The sequence below is a fragment of the Neobacillus sp. SuZ13 genome (assembly GCF_030123365.1).
Classification (GTDB): Bacteria; Bacillota; Bacilli; order Bacillales; family Cytobacillaceae; genus Neobacillus.
Map to the genome: position 1 here is coordinate 497490 of NZ_CP126107.1, position 19082 is coordinate 516571.

14 protein-coding genes are annotated in these 19082 nt (G+C 39.5%); all 14 read left to right on the top strand.

Annotated features, from left to right (window positions below; genetic code table 11):
- Positions 1-4: 4 nt before the first annotated feature.
- Positions 5-1411: an amino acid permease gene (locus QNH17_RS02435; protein ID WP_283877236.1), complete on the top strand. Its 1407-nt coding sequence runs from the start codon at positions 5-7 to the stop codon at positions 1409-1411.
- A 100-nt stretch (positions 1412-1511) separates the two neighbouring features.
- Positions 1512-3131 (top strand): M20/M25/M40 family metallo-hydrolase, encoded by a 1620-nt coding sequence (locus QNH17_RS02440; protein WP_283877237.1) that lies wholly within the window; start codon positions 1512-1514, stop codon positions 3129-3131.
- Between the two features lie 308 nt (positions 3132-3439).
- Positions 3440-4819, top strand: coding sequence for an alkaline phosphatase (locus QNH17_RS02445; protein ID WP_481858606.1), 1380 nt, complete (start codon positions 3440-3442; stop codon positions 4817-4819).
- 114 nt (positions 4820-4933) lie between these two features.
- A complete protein-coding gene (locus QNH17_RS02450) occupies positions 4934-5605 on the top strand; it encodes a DUF4352 domain-containing protein (RefSeq protein ID WP_283877239.1) in 672 nt (223 codons plus the stop codon).
- Positions 5606-6122: 517 nt separating this feature from the next.
- Positions 6123-6503, top strand: a complete 381-nt coding sequence (locus QNH17_RS02455) for a GntR family transcriptional regulator (protein ID WP_283877240.1) — start codon at positions 6123-6125, stop codon at positions 6501-6503.
- Complete coding sequence (locus QNH17_RS02460) at positions 6500-7402, top strand: ATP-binding cassette domain-containing protein (protein ID WP_283877241.1); 903 nt, start codon at positions 6500-6502, stop codon at positions 7400-7402. The genes QNH17_RS02455 and QNH17_RS02460 overlap by 4 nt, the downstream gene beginning before the upstream one ends.
- The gene (locus QNH17_RS02465; protein ID WP_283877242.1) at positions 7383-8132 is read left to right on the top strand and encodes a hypothetical protein; all 750 of its coding nucleotides are present in this window, start codon (positions 7383-7385) and stop codon (positions 8130-8132) included. The genes QNH17_RS02460 and QNH17_RS02465 overlap by 20 nt, the downstream gene beginning before the upstream one ends.
- Before the next feature lie 2 nt (positions 8133-8134).
- Entirely contained in the window at positions 8135-8854 is a 720-nt protein-coding gene (locus tag QNH17_RS02470) for a hypothetical protein (RefSeq protein WP_283877243.1), read from the top strand.
- A gap of 252 nt (positions 8855-9106) precedes the next feature.
- Positions 9107-10666: a response regulator transcription factor gene (locus tag QNH17_RS02475; RefSeq protein WP_283877244.1), complete on the top strand. Its 1560-nt coding sequence runs from the start codon at positions 9107-9109 to the stop codon at positions 10664-10666.
- A gap of 13 nt (positions 10667-10679) precedes the next feature.
- A complete protein-coding gene (locus QNH17_RS02480) occupies positions 10680-12443 on the top strand; it encodes a sensor histidine kinase (RefSeq protein WP_283877245.1) in 1764 nt (587 codons plus the stop codon).
- A gap of 175 nt (positions 12444-12618) precedes the next feature.
- Entirely contained in the window at positions 12619-13905 is a 1287-nt protein-coding gene (locus tag QNH17_RS02485; RefSeq protein WP_283877246.1) for an ABC transporter substrate-binding protein, read from the top strand.
- A gap of 223 nt (positions 13906-14128) precedes the next feature.
- Positions 14129-14998 carry a carbohydrate ABC transporter permease gene (locus QNH17_RS02490; protein WP_283879411.1) on the top strand — a complete coding sequence of 290 codons (870 nt, stop codon included), beginning with the start codon at positions 14129-14131 and terminating at the stop codon, positions 14996-14998.
- On the top strand, positions 14991-15815 hold the full coding sequence (locus QNH17_RS02495) for a carbohydrate ABC transporter permease (RefSeq protein WP_283877247.1): 825 nt from the start codon (positions 14991-14993) through the stop codon (positions 15813-15815). The genes QNH17_RS02490 and QNH17_RS02495 overlap by 8 nt, the downstream gene beginning before the upstream one ends.
- Before the next feature lie 38 nt (positions 15816-15853).
- On the top strand, positions 15854-18889 hold the full coding sequence (gene lacZ, locus QNH17_RS02500) for a beta-galactosidase, LacZ type (RefSeq protein WP_283877248.1): 3036 nt from the start codon (positions 15854-15856) through the stop codon (positions 18887-18889).
- Positions 18890-19082 lie beyond the last annotated feature (193 nt).

Below are 19082 nucleotides of genomic sequence, written 5' to 3' on the forward strand. Positions count from 1 at the left end.
GGAGATGGTTGAACGAGAGGGTCAGCAGAATCAATTAAATCGATCAATGAAACGTCGACATTTGTTTATGCTTTCGTTAGGCGGAGTCATTGGAACAGGGTTGTTTTTAAACGCTGGTTATACTATTAATCAGGCTGGAGCTGGCGGTGCATTAATAGGTTATTTATTTGGTGGGATCATTTTATACTTGGTCATGGTATGTCTAGGAGAACTGGCTGTCCACATGCCTGTAACAGGCTCATTTCAAACATATGCAAGTAAATTTATTAGTCCTTCAGCCGGATTTTCGTTAGGCTGGATGTATTTCGTCGGTTCTGCCACTACGGCTGGGGTTGAATTTACCGCAGCAGGAATCCTAATGAAACGGTGGTTTCCTGATGTTTCAGTCTGGATATGGTGTGCTGTTTTCATCGCCCTGTTATTTGTCCTCAATGCTCTTACAACCAGGGGATTCGCAGAGGCAGAATATTGGTTTGCAGGTATTAAAGTGGTTGCTGTTATTTTCTTTATTATTATTGGTTTCGCTGCTATTTTTGGAATCATTCCATTGGCTGACCGTCCTGCACCATTTTTAGAAAACTTAGCACCATCAGGATTGTTCCCTGCAGGTTTTGTCATCCTTTTTGTTACAATGATGAATGTTATCTTTTCCTATCAAGGGTCTGAACTGATTGGAATTGCTGCTGGAGAAAGCGAGGAGCCGGAAAAGAATATTCCGCGAGCCATTCGAAATGTCCTTTTTAGAATTATCGTCTTTTATCTAGCTTCTATTGTGATATTATCGGCCATTTTTCCATCTAAGGAACTGGGACTATTGGAAAGTCCATTCGTAACCCTTATGGATATGGCGGGTATTCCTTTCGCTCCAGATATTATGAATTTTGTTATTCTGACAGCGATATTATCGGTGGGAAACTCATGTATTTACGCGTCGACCCGTTTACTATGGGCAATGGCACAAGATGGAATGGCTCCAAAATGGTTTGGAAAGCTATCAAAACGCAAGGTTCCATTTGCTGCACTAGTATTTACGATGATTTTTTCTCTATTATCCTTGTTAACTAGCGTCATTGCAGCCGACACTGTGTTTGTCTTGTTAATGTCGATTGCCGGCATTTCTGTTACGATTTCGTGGATCGGTATTGCCCTCTCGCAGTTGTTGTTTCGGAAGAAATACCTGCAAGCTGGTGGGAAAATAGAGGATTTACAATATAAAGTCCCATTCTATCCTTTAATACCAATTATTTGTATCGTATTCTGCGTTTCGATCTTAATATTCTTGGCCTTTGATCCGACCCAATTAGTCGGTTTACTAGTGGGTTTAGGATTTTTAGCCGTATGCTATATTTCCTATTATTTTAAGAACAAAAAGGTCAAAGTGAGCACAAATAACGATGTGGACTATCGATAGGGTGTCAGGCACCATTCGTGAACAGTTGGTTGTATTTGTCCATCTGAGGTGGACAATCTCGAATCACCATTTTTAAAATTAATTAAAGGAGTAACGGGTAATGAATCAGCTAAGTTGGGGGACACCAGAGGCACTTCGTAAGCTTTTGTGCGAGGTGGTGAGCTGGAGAAGCATGACATTAACAGAGGGTGAACGTAATTTTCCTTCAAAGGTAGAAGCAAAACTGCAAGGCTTGGACTATTTTCAGGACAATCCTACTCAATTGCTTCTTCACGATGCCGATCAGGGCAGGCGGTTTTTAACTGCTTTATATAAACATCCTGCAGCGAAAGAAACCATCGTTCTCATTAGTCATTTTGATACAGTAAATACAGAGGAATATGGGGATCTAGAGGTTTTTGCTTATCAGCCAGAAGAGCTAACCAACATGCTCCATGAAAGATTGGATGGGCTGCCAGAAGATGTGGTTCAGGATCTGAAATCTGGAGAATATTTATTCGGCAGAGGTACCATGGATATGAAAATGGGACTTGTTATGCATATGGGATTAATCGAAAAGGCAACTGTCGAGCAATGGCCGATTAATCTTCTCTTGTTAACCGTGCCAGATGAGGAAGTTAATTCAGCAGGTATGCGTGCCGCTGTACCGAAATTATTAGAACTAAAGGAAAAGTATGATCTCACCTATAAGCTATTCTTGAATGGAGAACCAGTATTTTCACAAGAACCGGGTGACGAAAATTATTATGTATATACAGGTTCCATCGGTAAAATTATGCCATCTGCGCTTTTTTACGGGAAAGAGACACATGTTGGTGAACCACTAAGTGGAATCACAGCGCCATATATCGCATCGTTTTTGACACAGAGGATGGAGTGGAATTTGATCCTCCAAGAAACGGTGATGGGAGAAACAACCCCACTTCCGGTCACACTACAACAAAAGGATTTAAAACTTGAATACTCCGTTCAAACACCATACCGCTCATCAGCCTTATATAATGTGTTTTTAATGGAGCGGAATGCGGAAGAAATTATGGATATCTTTGAAAAAGTTGCAGTCAATGCTGCTAGAGCTTGCAATAAAGCCTACACAGAAGTCTGCAAAGAGCAGTCCGTCGACCCTGTGGGTGAAGTTCGTGTATTACGCTATGAAACTTTACTTACGCATGCGATAAATAAATTTGGAACGGATTTTATCGAAGGAATCAAAGCCACCATTCATGCAAATTCAGAATGGGATGACCGTGAAAAGTCTATTCGAATTACCGATGCTTTAATGATTCGATGCCAGGAACTTGCACCGGCGATGGTTTTACTATTTGCTCCACCATATTATCCAGCAGTAAATTCATCAAATGATGAACTCATTTCACAATGTGTGAAATATGTGAAAGAGCAAGGTCTAGCAAAATTTGAGTTGCCTGTTCAGCAAGTCCACTATTTTAATGGAATTAGCGACTTAAGCTATGTTAATTATCAGGACGATGGGGAAGGATGGACCGTTTTCAAATCAAATACCCCGGTATGGGACACAAGCTACAGCATCCCATTCGATGCGATGAAAGAACTCCAAGTCCCTGTCTTAAATATCGGTCCACTCGGAAAAGACGCCCACAAACGAACGGAGCGTCTTCATATGAAAAGTGCATTTGAAGAAGTTCCAACACTTGTCGAAGGTATGATAAAAATGATGATTAATGTAGAGACAAAAAACTGATTCGAATCATTGAATCAGTTTTTTGTTTATCTAGAGAGTCTACCCGAACTCAAATGTTCAATTTTTGTTAAGAAAATATAAAGAATAATAGGCCGTTTTCAGGAGGGGATGGGTAGAGAAGAATATGGAGAAAAAAGGCTTCACTGATAAAAAGTCACTAACATTCATACCAATTGCCTATATTTTAACATTCAAAAAGTTAGCCGTCTTTACAATTGTTTACATTGTCTTAATAACCCCCCTCTATAATGAGAGTCGTAATTACAACTTTCATTTAGGGGGAAATCCAATTGTTTAAGAAAAAACTAATGAATAAAGTTCTTCCAGTCGCTGTTCTTTCTACTATAGCATTTAGCAGTCTTATTGGACCGGGAGCTGGTACTGCAAGCGCGAAATACGAAAAAACAACTAAAAATAATGCAGAAATTAAAAATGTCATTTTTCTAATTGGCGATGGTATGGGCGTTTCCTATACTTCGGCCTATCGTTATTTAAAGGATAATCCTTCTACCAAAAAAGTAGAACCAACCGAGTTTGATAAATTTCTAGTTGGACAACAAACTACATATCCTGAGGATGCGAAGCAAAATGTAACAGATTCAGCATCTGCAGCAACGGCAATGGCTGCCGGTGTCAAAACCTATAATGCTGCCATCGCCGTAGACAACGACAAATCTGAAGTGAAAACTGTCCTTGAAGCTGCAAAAGAGCAAGGGAAATCCACAGGTCTAGTTGCTACTTCAGAAATTACACATGCAACCCCGGCATCCTTCGGTTCTCATGATATAAACCGTAATAACATGAATGCCATCGCTGATGATTATTACAATGAGATGGTCAACGGAAAACACAAAATTGATGTCCTTTTGGGAGGCGGCTCTGATTTATTTATCCGTCAAGATCGTAACCTTACAAATGAATTCAAAAAGGACGGATACAGTTATGTTTCAACCCTTCAAGAATTGAAAAAAGACAAAAATGACCAGGTTCTTGGTCTATTTGCAAAACGCGGCATGCCTAAAATGATTGATCGGGATTCAGAGACGCCTTCCCTTGCAGATATGACTACTTCCGCCATTGAGCGGTTAAATCAAAATAAAAAGGGTTTCTTTTTGATGGTAGAAGGAAGTCAAATTGATTGGGCTGGCCATGATAATGATATTGTTGGTGCGATGAGTGAAATGGAAGATTTCGAAAAAGCGTTCAAAGCAGCCATTGACTTTGCTAAAAAGGATAAACATACATTGGTTGTAGCAACAGCTGACCATTCAACTGGCGGCTACTCAATCGGTGCCCGCGGGGAGTATAACTGGTTTAGTGCCCCTATCAATGCTGCACAACGTACGCCTGATTATATGGCGGAGCAGATTGCAAACGGTGCAGGTGTGAAAGAAACGTTGAATAAATATATCAATCTTACTTTAACAGATAAAGAGATTAAGTCCGTTGAAGTTGCCGCTGCTACGAAGAAAGTAGTGGATATCGATAATGCGATTGAACAAATTATTGATACCCGATCATTCACGGGATGGACGACTGGAGGACACACGGGTGAAGATGTAAATGTATATGCATTCGGCCCTGCCAGCGAACGTTTTGCCGGCCAAATCGATAATACAGACAATGCGAAAATCATCTTTGATCTGCTTGAAAAAGGCAGTAGAAAAACAGTCATTGAAGACAAGTAAGGCAAGTTGCTCACGATAAAGAGGATTAGGAATTGGCAGTAAGCTATCCCGTTGCGTTTTTAGCAACGGGATAGCTTGTTAAAAAGACGTATTAATTTGATAGGAGGAATCGATGTGAAACAGGCAATGATAATTATTTTATTTGCTTTCCTACTAACTGGCTGTTCATTTGTTTCAACTCAGACGACTCATAAGGATTCTGATTCTAAATCAGAGAACACCTCCACAGCACCCAAAAAGATCTCTGCAGATGATCATGACGCTTATTATAATAGCCCTCAGGTTACCGATGATTCAACGTTACAAAAACCAGACCAGTCTGTTACGGATGAAAAAGGAGAGGCTACTTTAAAAACAATGAAACAAATTAATAAGGTCTATCATTTTGGAGATATCGAGTACACAATCAAAGAAATGAAACTTCTGCACTACCGGCCAGATTATAGCTTAATTGACTATTTCCACCCGCTAACAGAGGACGAGGAGTTTGATTTTATCAAAATAAGTGTCGATATTAAGAATCATTCCAAGGAAAAGCGAAGTTTTGCCCCTGTAGCCCTGTTTGAAACGAATACAGGAGCGAAAATGGATTGGAAACAGGATATGTATCTTGAACACTTGAATGGGGAACTCCAAGGAAACCAGATAAAGCGAGGAAGTCTAGGTTTCATCGTCGACCAAACAAAGGATAAAGATATTAAATGGATAAAAATCCTAACAAGTGACGTATTTAATGATCAACAAGAAAAACTAGAAGAGGCACAAAAAATTCAATTAAATTTTTAAGGAGAATGAAAAGGTGTCAGGCACCCTATTAAGTCCTATTAAATAAAAAACTGCCCCAAAAGCAGTCGTATCATCGGACTGATTAGCCCACCAGCCAAAATGATAATATCTGCTTGTGAAAAGCATAATCGGGAGAATGTGGAAAGACCTAGCAAAGGGGACAACAATCAAATATAAAATTAAGGAATGGAGTTTTCCTTTTATAGGAAGCTCTATTTTTTTGAGTAAAAATTACTGCCTCAATCATATACCTCAAACCGACCATTGCTAAAAATAGCAGGAGGCCCCTTCTGATCCCTTTTTTTATAACATACATAAATCAACAGAATGATACTCAAACATCCTAATCCGAGATAGCATAATGAATTAATAATCCCACCGCCTGTGGACAATTGTCTCTCAGATGCGGACGAGATTAAAAAGGTATTATTGAAGATTACCAGTATTGTTTTTTATTTCCATTTATTATATACTACATTACAACACTAATGCACTATGCTAGGAGAAGGGTGATAGCTTGAATCTTAATCTGGATGGGACGAAGCCGATTTATTTACAGATATCGGAATGGCTTGAGCGTGAGATTCTAAATGGACACTTTGAGAGTGATCAAAAAATTTACTCCCAATACCAACTGGCCGAAATCTTTAATATTAATCCAGCGACTGCTGCGAAAGGCCTCAATATTTTGGCAGATGAAAATATTCTCTATAAAAAACGCGGACTTGGGATGTTTGTAGCCAGCAGCGCCAAAGAAATGATCCTTAACAAGCGAAAAAATGAAACATTAAAAAGGTTAGTTCAGGAAATTGTCCTCGAAGCGGAGCGGCTAAACGTAAGTAGAGACGAACTATTTGAAATGATAAAAGCAGCAAAAATAGGGGAGGTAGAGACATGAGTGTCGTCACGTGCAATGGATTGACAAAAGAATTCGGGAGAAAAAGAGCGTTAAACAATCTTTCGTTTCAGATCGAAGAAAATAAAATAACCGGCCTGATTGGTCGAAATGGGTCAGGGAAAACCACGCTGTTAAAAATTATTGCCGGCTTAATAAAAGAAACATCCGGTAAGATCGAGGTTTTCTCAGAAAAACCGTTTAATAATCTAACAATCTCAGCGAACGCCATATTTATTCATGACCAAATGAATCTGCCTGCAGCATTAAATCTTAAAGAAATTCTAGGGGCCGCAGCAAATTTCTATGAAAATTGGGAGTCAAATCTTGCCCAACGTCTTTTTGACTATTTCTCCCTCAACCCATCGCAGCATTACCAAGACCTATCCAATGGAATGAAAAGCACATTCAATACAATTTTAGGATTATCTGCACGGTGCCCATTGACGATTTTTGATGAACCTACCACAGGGATGGATGCGGCAGTTAGAAATGATTTTTACCGTGCAGTGCTCAAAGAATATATCGCCTATCCACGCTCAATTATTATTTCAAGCCATCATTTAAACGAGATTGAGGATTTACTAGAGGATATCCTTCTAATCAAAGACGGAAAAGAGCATCTGCACCTCCCGGCAGAAGAGTTTAAGGAGTGGGCGATTGGTATTCAAGGAAAGAAAGCAATCATCAATGAATGGACAAAAAACAGAGATATTATTTATACCAAGAACATCGGTCATGATCAGTCCTATGTGGTTGTTAGGAGTCAATTTTCTAATCAAGAATGGCAACAGGCCCGTGCAAATGGAGTTGAATTTTCACCGGTTACCGCTAGTGACCTATGTATTTATTTGACTAGTAAAACCGAAGGGGGAATTGATGATGTCTTTAACCAGGGTTAGGCTAACTTCTATTGTGAAGAAGCAATATATCTATAAAGTGAAGGCATATGTTCAGGTATTTTGGAACCTCGTCTTTCTTCAACTGCTGGCCATCCTTTTTTCACTAAACGGCGTGAGCATGTCGGGATCAAGCAGTGAAACACTTGAGGTGGAGGTTCATTACTATTCGGCTGATATGGTTGTTTTTTTCACCATGCTATGGGGATTTATCATAGCGATCATCATTACCACGAAGGCGTATCGAAATGATGACTTCACCTTTGTCACTAATCGATTAAGCAGTAATCTTTCTAATCTACTGTTTTTGCTGACAGCCAGCATCATTGGCGGCCTGACAGCCATGCTGTCACCCAATTTACTGAAGGTGATTATGTATCTCTTTGATCGTCAGCTTACGGTTGCTAGTACAAGTGCAGCGGGTGCTCTTAATGAATTTATATTAGGCGCCTGCACAACAAGTCTCTATATTTTCCTATTTTGTGCGCTCGGATATTTGATCGGAACGCTTGTCCAGATTCATAAAGTATTCGTTGTCCTAGTGCCGGCGCTATTTTTCGGTGCGTTGTTTCTGGGCGAGGTTAGTGGGAATACAAGAATCGTGACCAACTTCTTCGGATTTATCTTTACAGAATCATCTATCTTGTTATTTATGACTAAAATAATTATTAGTTGCACTCTGGTCTTTGCTAGTGCCTTTGTGTTGTCAAACCGATTGGAGGTTAGACAATAACCATGATGAACATAGGGAGCCTACTACCCATCTTATTTATTCTCGTTATTATCTCCATCTTCACAGCCAAAAGTATAAAGAGGACAGTCAATAACAAGGGGAAATCTGTTTCCAGCCCTTGGGTCCGAAGGATTTTTGGAGGGTATATTTCATTATTAATTATCTGTGCGATTGTCGTTCCGTTTATCAACGGAAAAGATATGTCTGATTTAAAAAAAGCGCCCATCGACACTATAGAGAAAGAAGGGAAGACTGTATTCGATGCCGCTGCTGCGGGGAAAAATGATACCATCGATAGAAACTTCATAGAGAAAAAATGGGACTTCGAGTATCGTGAGCCAAAACTTAATCTATCAGTTGAAACCGAAGAGTTTTTCGCGACACAGATTTTTGTGGAAAGAAAGAACACGAATGATCATAAAATAGAGGCTGTAGCCTATAGAACGAGATCAAGTGTAAATGACATGGATATCAGTAAGGTGATTAACCCAATCCGTCTGACATTAGCAGGGGATATATTAACTTTACAAAACTCAAAGAAAGCTAAACTTAAATTCTCCATCTTTAATCAGGTTTTTACAGTCACCCAATTTACTGAGCAGGCTTCGTTATTCGAGCACCATTCTAGTTTTTACGATGGGCAAAGCATACTCTACATGCGCATTCCAAAAGACCTTGAGCTAATTAATAAACCTGAATTAAACATTCAATTTGTGGAGTAAACAATGGGTAACCGTGAAGGTTATCCTTTTTTTATGGTGTAACTAATCAAACATTTCATAAATAGGTCAAAAGATTCGTATAGCCGTCTATAAAAATAAAAAAGCATGGAGTCCTATCCTTATATTTGGATAGGGCTATTTGTGTTCAGCAATTGTGTAACTAATTGGTACAATTTTTATAAAAGGATAGTCAATATTGGTATAGTATAATTAAATTACTAAATGTACAGGTCATCTTCTGGAGGGATCACGTTGACAGTCGGGGAACTATGCCGAACACTTATTGTAGACGATGAAATGTTAATCAGACAAGGGATTAAGCACTATATCAATTGGGAACAAGAAGGTTTTATGATTGTTGGCGAGGCTTCGAACGGCCAAGAAGCACTTGAATTAATTGAAGCCACCGATCCGCATATTATCATTACAGATATTGTGATGCCCATCATGGATGGGGAGGAATTAACAAGAATTGTGAAGGAAAGATATCCTCATAAAGAAATCATTATTTTAAGCAGTTTTGGAGAATTTGATTATGTTCGTTCCACCTTTCAAAGCGGTGTGGTTGATTATATATTAAAGCCGAAGCTTAATGCAGAAGGCCTTTTAAAGGCACTGAAAACGGCCGCAAGCCGAATTCCTGCCTTTCAGAAAATGGACCATAGATTAACAGGGAATCTCCCAATTGGGCAGATTATCGATAAGCTCATTTCAGGATATGAAGTAAATTATGATCCAGATTTAGTTTCTCAGGCTTTACCGTATAGCCACTTTTGTTTAATTGGAGTAGATTTGAGAAACCACCACCAATCTAGAAAAAATGCAGAATTTCTAACAGGAATCCAGGGAGAAATTGAAGAGGCATTTCAGAATAACGTAAGCCAAGTTGTTCTCGAGCCCTTACGTATGGAAGAAAATATCATTGGATACTTAATGAATATGAATATGGACAATTTTCCCGAGGTCATTAAATTAGCCCGCCAATTTGCACTGGCCAGTCCGGGAATTAGTCTTGCTTTGTCGAATGCGTTTACAGATCTCTCATTAGTAGGGAATATGTACAAGGAAAGTCTTATAAAATTGTTAGATTATCACTTTTATTTTTCGAATCAATCATTGTTAATGGAGCAGGATCTCCCTAACCTGACTTCCAAACCTGAAAAATTTAATTTGGATTGGTTTACCGAGGAATTAAAGCGAAAACATTTTGATTCAGCTTTTCAGTATTTACAAGAACATATTCAGGTCATGTCTTCTTGTTATACGATGGATGTCTTTGAATATAAAGCTTTCTTTGGCAACATTATTTTTAACATCACCATTCTCCTAAGTAATATGAAATATGATGTAACAGATTTGGAAAATGCGAAGTATTCCTATTTTAGATCGATTGATGAAGCGCCTTCATCAAAGGCTACAGTTGAATTAATGAATCGTTTTATCGAAGAAGCGAAAAAATGCATCTTTTCGGTGCAAAGCGAGCCGGAAGATTTAAATATGAAAAAATTAATGGAGTATATTGGAGACCATTATGCTGAGCCGCTTACCCTAACAGGCGTGGCAAAGCATTTTCATTTTAATCCATCTTACCTTTCTAACTATTTTTCAACCCATAGTAAGGAAGGATTCATTGAATATCTAAATAGAATCCGAATTGAGGAAGCGACGAAGCTGCTTTTGCATGGGACGGAATCGATCTCTGAAATTAGTGGAATGGTAGGTTATTCGGATCATAGTTATTTCTGTAAAGTTTTTAAGAAAATCAAGGGATTGTCTCCAAGCCAATACAAAAGAAAGCAAAAACTAAGATAAGAGATGGTGAACTATGAGATTTATTCCCGAACGTTTTAAACATAACGGATTATTTATCGTTATGTTTTTCATTACGGTTTTAATGATTATTACGGTGTCAATCACGATTACATGGACAACGATACGGATGTCGGAGCAATTTTTTATTAAAAAGTTTAGCGTGACGAACTCAAAAGTAATGAGTCAGGTAAAGGAGAGCTTCGAATCCTTTAACTATTCAGTCGTTCTTGCATCGAACAATCTCCTTCAAAGCACTACGATTAAAAGAATTCTTAAGTCAGAGCAATTCAGCAATAAAGAGAAACTAAGTGCTTATTTTAATACGGGTCAACAGTTAAAGCGAATCGAAACCAATTTAGATGCCTATGAGGAAAGCATTTTCGTCATGGGCAGAAATGGATTCAGCTTTGCAACGGATCGTACGTACTGGCCTATTACGGAGGAAGAGTTAAGGACTAGTCCCCTTACTAGTAATACGTTTAAGCAGCCGAAGAAACTAATATACCAATTGGACAAGCGAAATGATGGAACGAATCGACAGTTCATTGTCGCATCAAAGGTTCTAATGGAACGAATCAACGGTAATGTTTACGGTTCAATGTTTTTTGCGTTTGATGAACGTGAATTTAGAAAATTCTTCACAAGCTATACAGGCCCTGGAAATAATGTGTTTGTTGTAGATAAGAAGGGGGTCATTGTTTCGAGTAATCAGTCAAAGCTCATTGGACAAGCACCAAAGGGCTTACTTAGCTATGCAGCTAAAATTGAAAAGAGTTCAGACCGTTATATTATCGATACCTTTATGGGAAAGGATCAAATTATCTCGATGGAGTACCTTCCATCTTTTGACATGTACTTGTTTAATATCATTGATAAGCAAAAAGCAGTCGGAGACCTAATTGATAAAAAAGATATTGTGTTCATTTCGATGGGGATTGTCTTTGCGGCATTAATCATTGTTTTGCTCGCCACAAGGAGATTGACCAATTCATTATCAAGTCTGGTGAAGCAGATCGAAGATGCCTCAAAACATGAATTCCACCAATATGTTTCTGCAAGCGGCACCTATGAAACCATGAAAATTGGCAATGCCTTTAATTCCATGCTTGATGAACTTCATTTGTATGTCGACCAGCTAGTGGAATCCCAAAAACAGAAGCGTAATGCGGAATTAGCAGCATTGCAGCAGCAAATCAATCCACATTTTTTGTACAATACGCTTACTTCTATAAAGTTCATGGTGCAGCAAGGTAGTAAAGAAGAAACAGAAGCGACCATTAATGCGTTGATCTCCTTGCTTCAAAATACAATTGGCAATGTCAGTGAGACGAATACGATTGGCCAAGAAGTGGATAACTTAAAAAACTACGTTCTCATTAATCAAAAACGGTACGGAAATCGGATTAAAGTGAATTATTTTATCGCGCCAGATTGTATCGAGTACCATGTACCAAAGCTAATTTTGCAGCCTTTTATGGAAAACTCATTCTTCCACGGCTTCAATCATAAGCCTGGCGGGTACATCAATGTTCTTGTTTGGAAGGAGGAAGACACATTAATCTGTGAAGTTGTTGATAATGGAGATGGTATGGAGGTCTCTTCTGAAAATAAACTTCCAAATACAAAGCGGAAACAACAAATGTTTTCCGGAATTGGCGTCCGGAATGTTCATGAGCGTATCCAACTGATTTACGGGGAACCGTTTGGTGTTACGATTACCAGTGAGCTAGGTGAAGGGACAAAGGTTCGGTTGGAACTTCCAATTTCAATAAAGTAAAAATAGTCATAAAATCTAAAAATAATCCAAATGAATCCTTTGGAAGCGCGTTCATGTTACAAAGATATTACCACCCAATAAAAATATCGTCCTAACGATTAGGTTCAATCAGGTGATAACATAATACGTGTAGGTTAGATAACGCTTACAAAAATAGAATGTTGGGGGAATATCAATGAAAAAAGTACTAGCACTCTTTTTAGTTAGTATATTGATGCTAACTGCCTGTTCTTCGGGATCAAAAAATGAGACTTCCGACAAAGGCAAAGAGACAAATGAAGTAACTGTTTGGGCATGGGATCCAAATTTCAACATTAAAGCGATGAATCTAGCAAAAGATGCTTATAAATCTGAAAACCCAGATGTAAACATTAAAGTAGTAGAACACGCACAAGATGACATTATTCAAAAACTTAATACCAGCTTAAGTTCTGGAACAACAAAAGGACTGCCGAATATAGTCTTGATTGAAGACTATCGTGCGCAAAGCTTCCTTAAAGCGTATCCAGATATGTTCCATGAGTTAACAGGTTCATTTAAAGCGGACGATTTCGCACAGTATAAAATTGCCCCTACTAGCTTGGATGGTAAAAACTACGGTCTTCCATTCGACACAGGTGTAACTGGACTATATGTAAGAACTGACTATTTGGAAAAAGCAGGATACAAAGTTGCAGACTTACAAAACATGGACTGGAATAAGTACATTGAAGTAGGTAAAAAGGTTAAAGAAGCAACTGGTAAAGCAATGCTTACACAGGATCCAAAAGACCTAGGTCTTATTCGTATGATGATTCAAACGAGCGGTTCTTGGTACTTAAAGAACGACGGAGTTACACCTGACTTAGCAGGCAACGCTGCTTTAAAAGAAGCGTTCCAAACATATAAAGCGATTTTAGACGCAGACCTAGTAAAACCTGTTTCTGACTGGGGTCAATTCGTAGCAGGATTTAACAGCGGCGACGTTGCAACTGTTCCAACTGGTAACTGGATTACTCCATCAATCAAAGCAGAAGCCTCACAAGCAGGCAAATGGGCGGTTCTTCCGATGCCAAAACAATCTGGTATTGCAAATTCAGTGAACGCTTCTAACTTAGGCGGAAGCTCTTGGTACGTGTTAAACATCGATGGTAAAGAAAAGGCTGCGGATTTCTTAGGAAAAACATTTGGTTCTAATGCTGATTTTTATCAGACTTTGAATAAAGAAATGGGAGCTATTGGAACTTATAAGCCTGCTGCAGAAGGAGAAGCTTATACAGCTGCAGATGATTTCTTCGGTGGACAAAAAGTCGTTTCTGACTTTGCTGCTTGGACAGAGAAAATTCCTCAAGTTAACTATGGTATGCACACATATGCAATTGAAGACATTTTAGCGGTTGGCATGCAGGATTACCTAAAAGGTAAAGATTTAGATAAAGTATTAGAGGATGCTCAGAAGCAAGCAGAAGAACAAATTAAATAAAATAACAAAACAAGCTAGAAAGTAACAAATTTTCTTTTTAAAGAGATTATGCCTTAGAAATTCGCCGGCTCTGCCATTCATGTATTGGAGCTAACTGATGTATCAGGCGACTTTCTGAGGCGTTTTCTTTTCTTGAACTTACTACGTAAGGAGTTGACTAAAGTTGATATCAGCGAAAGAAAGCCACACTCAAGCCCTTCCAAAATCAAATTCCGGTCGCAAAATTCGGCTGAAAAATAATATCATTGGCTGGTCCTTTGTTATTATCGCTGCCGTAATGATCTTTTTATTTTACTTCTACCCAATGATTCAGGCTCTTATCTTATCTTTTCAAACAGGTGTTGGTGCAAATCTAACCTTTACAGGTATCGATAATTATACGCGGTTATTTAAAGACCCAACATTCCTAACTACAGTAAAAAATACAGTCATTTATCTAATCATTCAAGTACCGGTTATGATCTTACTGGCTTTATTTCTTTCTGTTCTACTTAATAATAAAACGTTAAAGTTTAAAGGCTTTTTCCGAACAGCCATCTTCTTACCGTGCGTAACCTCATTAGTTGCCTATTCCGTCATCTTCAAATATTTGTTTGGTCAAGATGGAATAATTAATATGATGTTAATGAAAGTTGCACTCATTTCGGAACCGATCCAATGGCTTACTGATCCTTTTTGGGCGAAAATCGCTATCATTGTGGCGATCACTTGGCGTTGGACAGGTTACAACATGATCTTCTATCTATCTGCTCTTCAAAACGTCGATGAGTCAATCTATGAAGCAGCTAGAATTGATGGGGCTTCGCCAGTTCAACAATTTTTCAAAATAACGATCCCAATGTTGAAGCCGATTATTCTATTTACATCGATTACTTCAACGATTGGTACACTGCAGTTATTTGACGAGGTCATGAATATTACCAAGGGCGGACCGGGGAATGCGACAATGACCATTTCTCAGTATATCTATAATTTATCGTTTAAATATACCCCGGACTTTGGGTATGCAGCTACTGTCTCATATGCAATCGTAATTATGATTGTCATCTTTTCGATCATTCAGTTTAAAGCGGCAGGTGATAATAATGAGTAAGCTAAAAAATACATTCAGTTATACAGTCCTAATCATCGCAGCGATTGTCTCAGTGTTTCCATTTTTATGGATGATTGTAAGCTCGACAAACAAGTCTGTTGACGTAACGCAAGGAAGGATGCTTCCTGGCAGTCACTTTATGGAGAACCTTCACAATCTGCTGGACACCGTTGATCTTGTGCCTGCATTAATAAATTCAACTAAAATCTCAGTATTAACAACCATCCTTGCGATGCTGATTGCGTCTTTGGCGGGATATGGATTTGAAATTTATAAAAGTAAATCGAAGGATTTTGTGTTTAATATTTTGCTGGTTTCAATGATGATTCCTTTTGCGGCTTTGATGGTACCGCTCTTTAGAATGTTTGCTTCCATCTCACAATCCTTCTCGATCATTGGGATTGATACAATCGCAGCTGTCATTTTACCAACGGTTACAACCGCCTATCTGATCTTTTTCTTTAGACAAAGCACCAAAATGTTTCCGAAGGAAATTCTTGAAGCTGGAAGAATTGATGGTCTATCGGAATTAGGATGTTTCTTTAAGATTTATGTTCCTACAATGAAAACCACTTACGCAGCTGCGGCTATCATAACCTTCATGGCTAGCTGGAACAGTTATTTATGGCCGTTGGTTGTATTGCAGTCACCTGAAAACCAGACGATTCCACTATTAATTTCAAACTTAGGTTCAAGCTATTCACCTGATTTTGGAATGATTATGACGGCAATTGTAATTGCTACTTTGCCAGCAGCTCTTATTTTCTTCATCATGCAAAAGCATTTCGTTGCCGGTATGATGGGATCTGTTAAATAGTAGATTTTTGGAAAAATGTAATAGAAAGAGTGATCATGATGACAACAATTCCAAAACTAGAGTGGCTTACGGATGTGAATGTGTTTGCTGTTAATCGATTACCGGCTCATTCAGACCATCTTTATTATGAGACGATGGAGGAAGCTAAAAACGCTGCTCCCATGGTTTTGCGCCATGATTTAAACGGAAACTGGAAATTTAGCTATAGCGTTAATCCGGATAATCGTCCGGAGAATTTTTACCAGGTGGACTTTAATTGTGCTGGCTGGGGAGACATCACTGTACCAGGGCATATCCAGCTTCAGGGTTACGGAAAACCACAATATGTGAATACCATGTACCCATGGGATGGCCTTAATGAGATTCGTCCGCCAGAAATTCCACAAGACCATAATCCGGTGGGCAGTTATGTGAAGATGTTTACTGTACCAGAAAACATGACCAATAAGCCGGTTTACATTTCTTTTCAGGGAGTAGAATCAGCGTTTTATGTGTGGCTAAACGGGAAGTTTGTCGGCTATAGTGAGGACTCCTTCACGCCAGCTGAGTTTGATCTTACCCCATTTCTAACCGAAGGTGAAAATAAATTAGCGGTCGAGGTTTACCAAAGAAGCACAGGAAGCTGGCTGGAAGATCAAGATTTCTGGCGTTTTTCAGGAATTTTCCGTGATGTCTATCTCTATACTGTACCAGAGATTCATGTCTATGATGCAGATGTTCGTGCGGAATTGAATGATGCTTTTACGCAAGGTACGCTTAAAGTAGACCTCAAGCTATTGTCTGGCAGCTCTTCACCTTCAAAAATTGTAACAGAGTTGTACGATAGAGAAGGCAGTTTAGTATCTACCCGTACGATTGACACCGGTGACGGAAAATGGTCAGTAACCATGGACGTTGAGAATCCAAAGTTATGGAGCGCAGAAAGACCGAATTTATACAAGCTTTATATACAAGTTTTTAACGAAAAAGGCAGTTTGGTAGAAGTTATTCCTCAGAAAGTGGGCTTCCGTAGATTTGAACTTATCGATAAAATTATGCACCTTAACGGTGAACGGATTGTATTCAAAGGTGTGAATCGTCATGAATTTAATTGCCGGACTGGCCGTGCGATTACGAAGGAAGACATGCTCTGGGATATTAAAACGTTAAAACAGCACAACATAAATGCTGTCCGGACATCGCACTACCCGAATCAGAGCTATTGGTACGATTTATGTGATGAATATGGTGTATATGTCATTGATGAAATGAATCTGGAAACGCACGGATCATGGCAAAAGATGGGGGCAGTCGAGCCGTCCTGGAACATTCCCGGGAATAAGCCGGAATGGGAGAATATTGTAATGGATCGGGCTGTCTCTATGGTTGAACGGGATAAAAATCATCCGTCCATCCTGATATGGTCGTGCGGGAATGAATCCTATGCGGGTGAGGTCATTCTTAACGTGTCTAAATATTTCAAGAAAGTGGACCCAAGCCGCTTGGTTCATTATGAAGGTGTATTTCATGCCCGCGAATATAATGATACAAGTGATATGGAAAGCAGAATGTATGCAAAGCCGGCTGATATTGAGGAATATTTGAATGCAAAGCCCCAGAAGCCGTACATTAGCTGTGAGTATATGCATGCCATGGGAAATTCACTTGGCGGGATGTACAAATATACAGATCTAGAGAAGAAGTATCCAATGTATCAAGGCGGTTTTATTTGGGATTACATTGACCAGTCCCTTATCAAAAAGGATCGCTATGGAAATGAATTTTTTGCCACCGGCGGTGACTTTGACGACCGTCCAACCGATTACGGCTTCAGTACAAATGGAATCGTTTATTCCAATCGAGAACTTTCACCTAAGATGCAGGAAGTCAAATATCTATATCAAAACTTTAAGCTAAACCCAGATCAGACCGGGGTATCGATTATTAATGACAGCCTTTTCGCTGATCTAACTGACTATGAATTGGAATACGCCCTTTATCTTGAGGGCAAGGAATTGTATCGAAACAAGCTAGAGGTTAATGTAGGACCTCAACGTTCAGGAAGAGCTGAATTTAAGCTGCCAGCTGATATCACGAGTGCTTCTGGGGAGCACTGTATTCAAACCTCCTTGGTCTTAAAGGAAAACACACTCTGGGCTGAAGCTGGTTATGAGATTGCGTTTGGACAATTTGTGTTTCAGGTAAAGGCGGAAGAAAAGTCTGCCGCTGTTCAGGGAGAGTTAAGAGTCGTCGAAGGCGATGTCAATATAGGTGTCCATGGCAGGGACTTTACGATTCTATTCTCGAAACAGGCGGGCAGTCTCGTTTCGCTTAATTACGCGGGGAGAGAGATGATTGCTCTGCCGCCAGCACCATTATTCTGGCGGGCAACGACGGATAATGATCGCGGCTACTCCCAAGGTTTCCATTCGGGGCTTTGGTACGCGGCCAGTCTGACCAGAAGATGTGTTGCTATTGAACTTAAAAATGACAAAGGTCAGGTGACCGTTGCCTTTACTTATAAATTATCAATAAGTGAAGAAGTGGTAGTGAAAATTAGCTATACGGTTTTTGCCGATGGCAGTGTCGGTGTGAAATCGGTGTATCATGGCGCAAATGATCTTCCGCAGATGCCGATTTTTGCCGTATCCTTTAAGGTGCCAGCAGATTATGATCAATTAGAATGGTACGCCATGGGTCCTAAAGAGAACTACTCAGACCGTGCTATGGGTGCAAGACTGGGCATTTTTAAAAATCAAGTATCAGATAATTTGTCCGGATATGTGATGCCGCAAGAGTCTGGCAACCGAACTGGAGTACGTCGTGTTAGGGTAACAAATAAACAAGGTCAGGGAATAAAAATATCGGCGGCGGCTGAACCATTAGAATGCAATTTTTCGCCATATACAGCTTTTGAACTCGAGAATGCTCAACATCATTATGAGTTGCCAAATGTTCATTACACCGTTGTGACGGTTGCAGGCAAACAGATGGGCGTTGGCGGAGACGACAGCTGGGGTGCACCGGTGCATGATGAACATTTGATTCATGCTGACAAAGACATAGAATTCGAGTTTGTGATCAATAGAATCTAATTATGAATTGAATCAAATACAGAAAAGAGCCTGATATTGCCAGGCTCTTTCCTTATAAGAAAGCATTGAAAATTTTATAGCCAAGTTGATTGTAGCGGAAGGCACGTAGACTCCTGCGGGAGGACGGGGCCGAGGAGGCTCCCCGGACCGCCCGCGGAAAGCGAAGTGCCTGGAGCGGAAATCAACTACTATG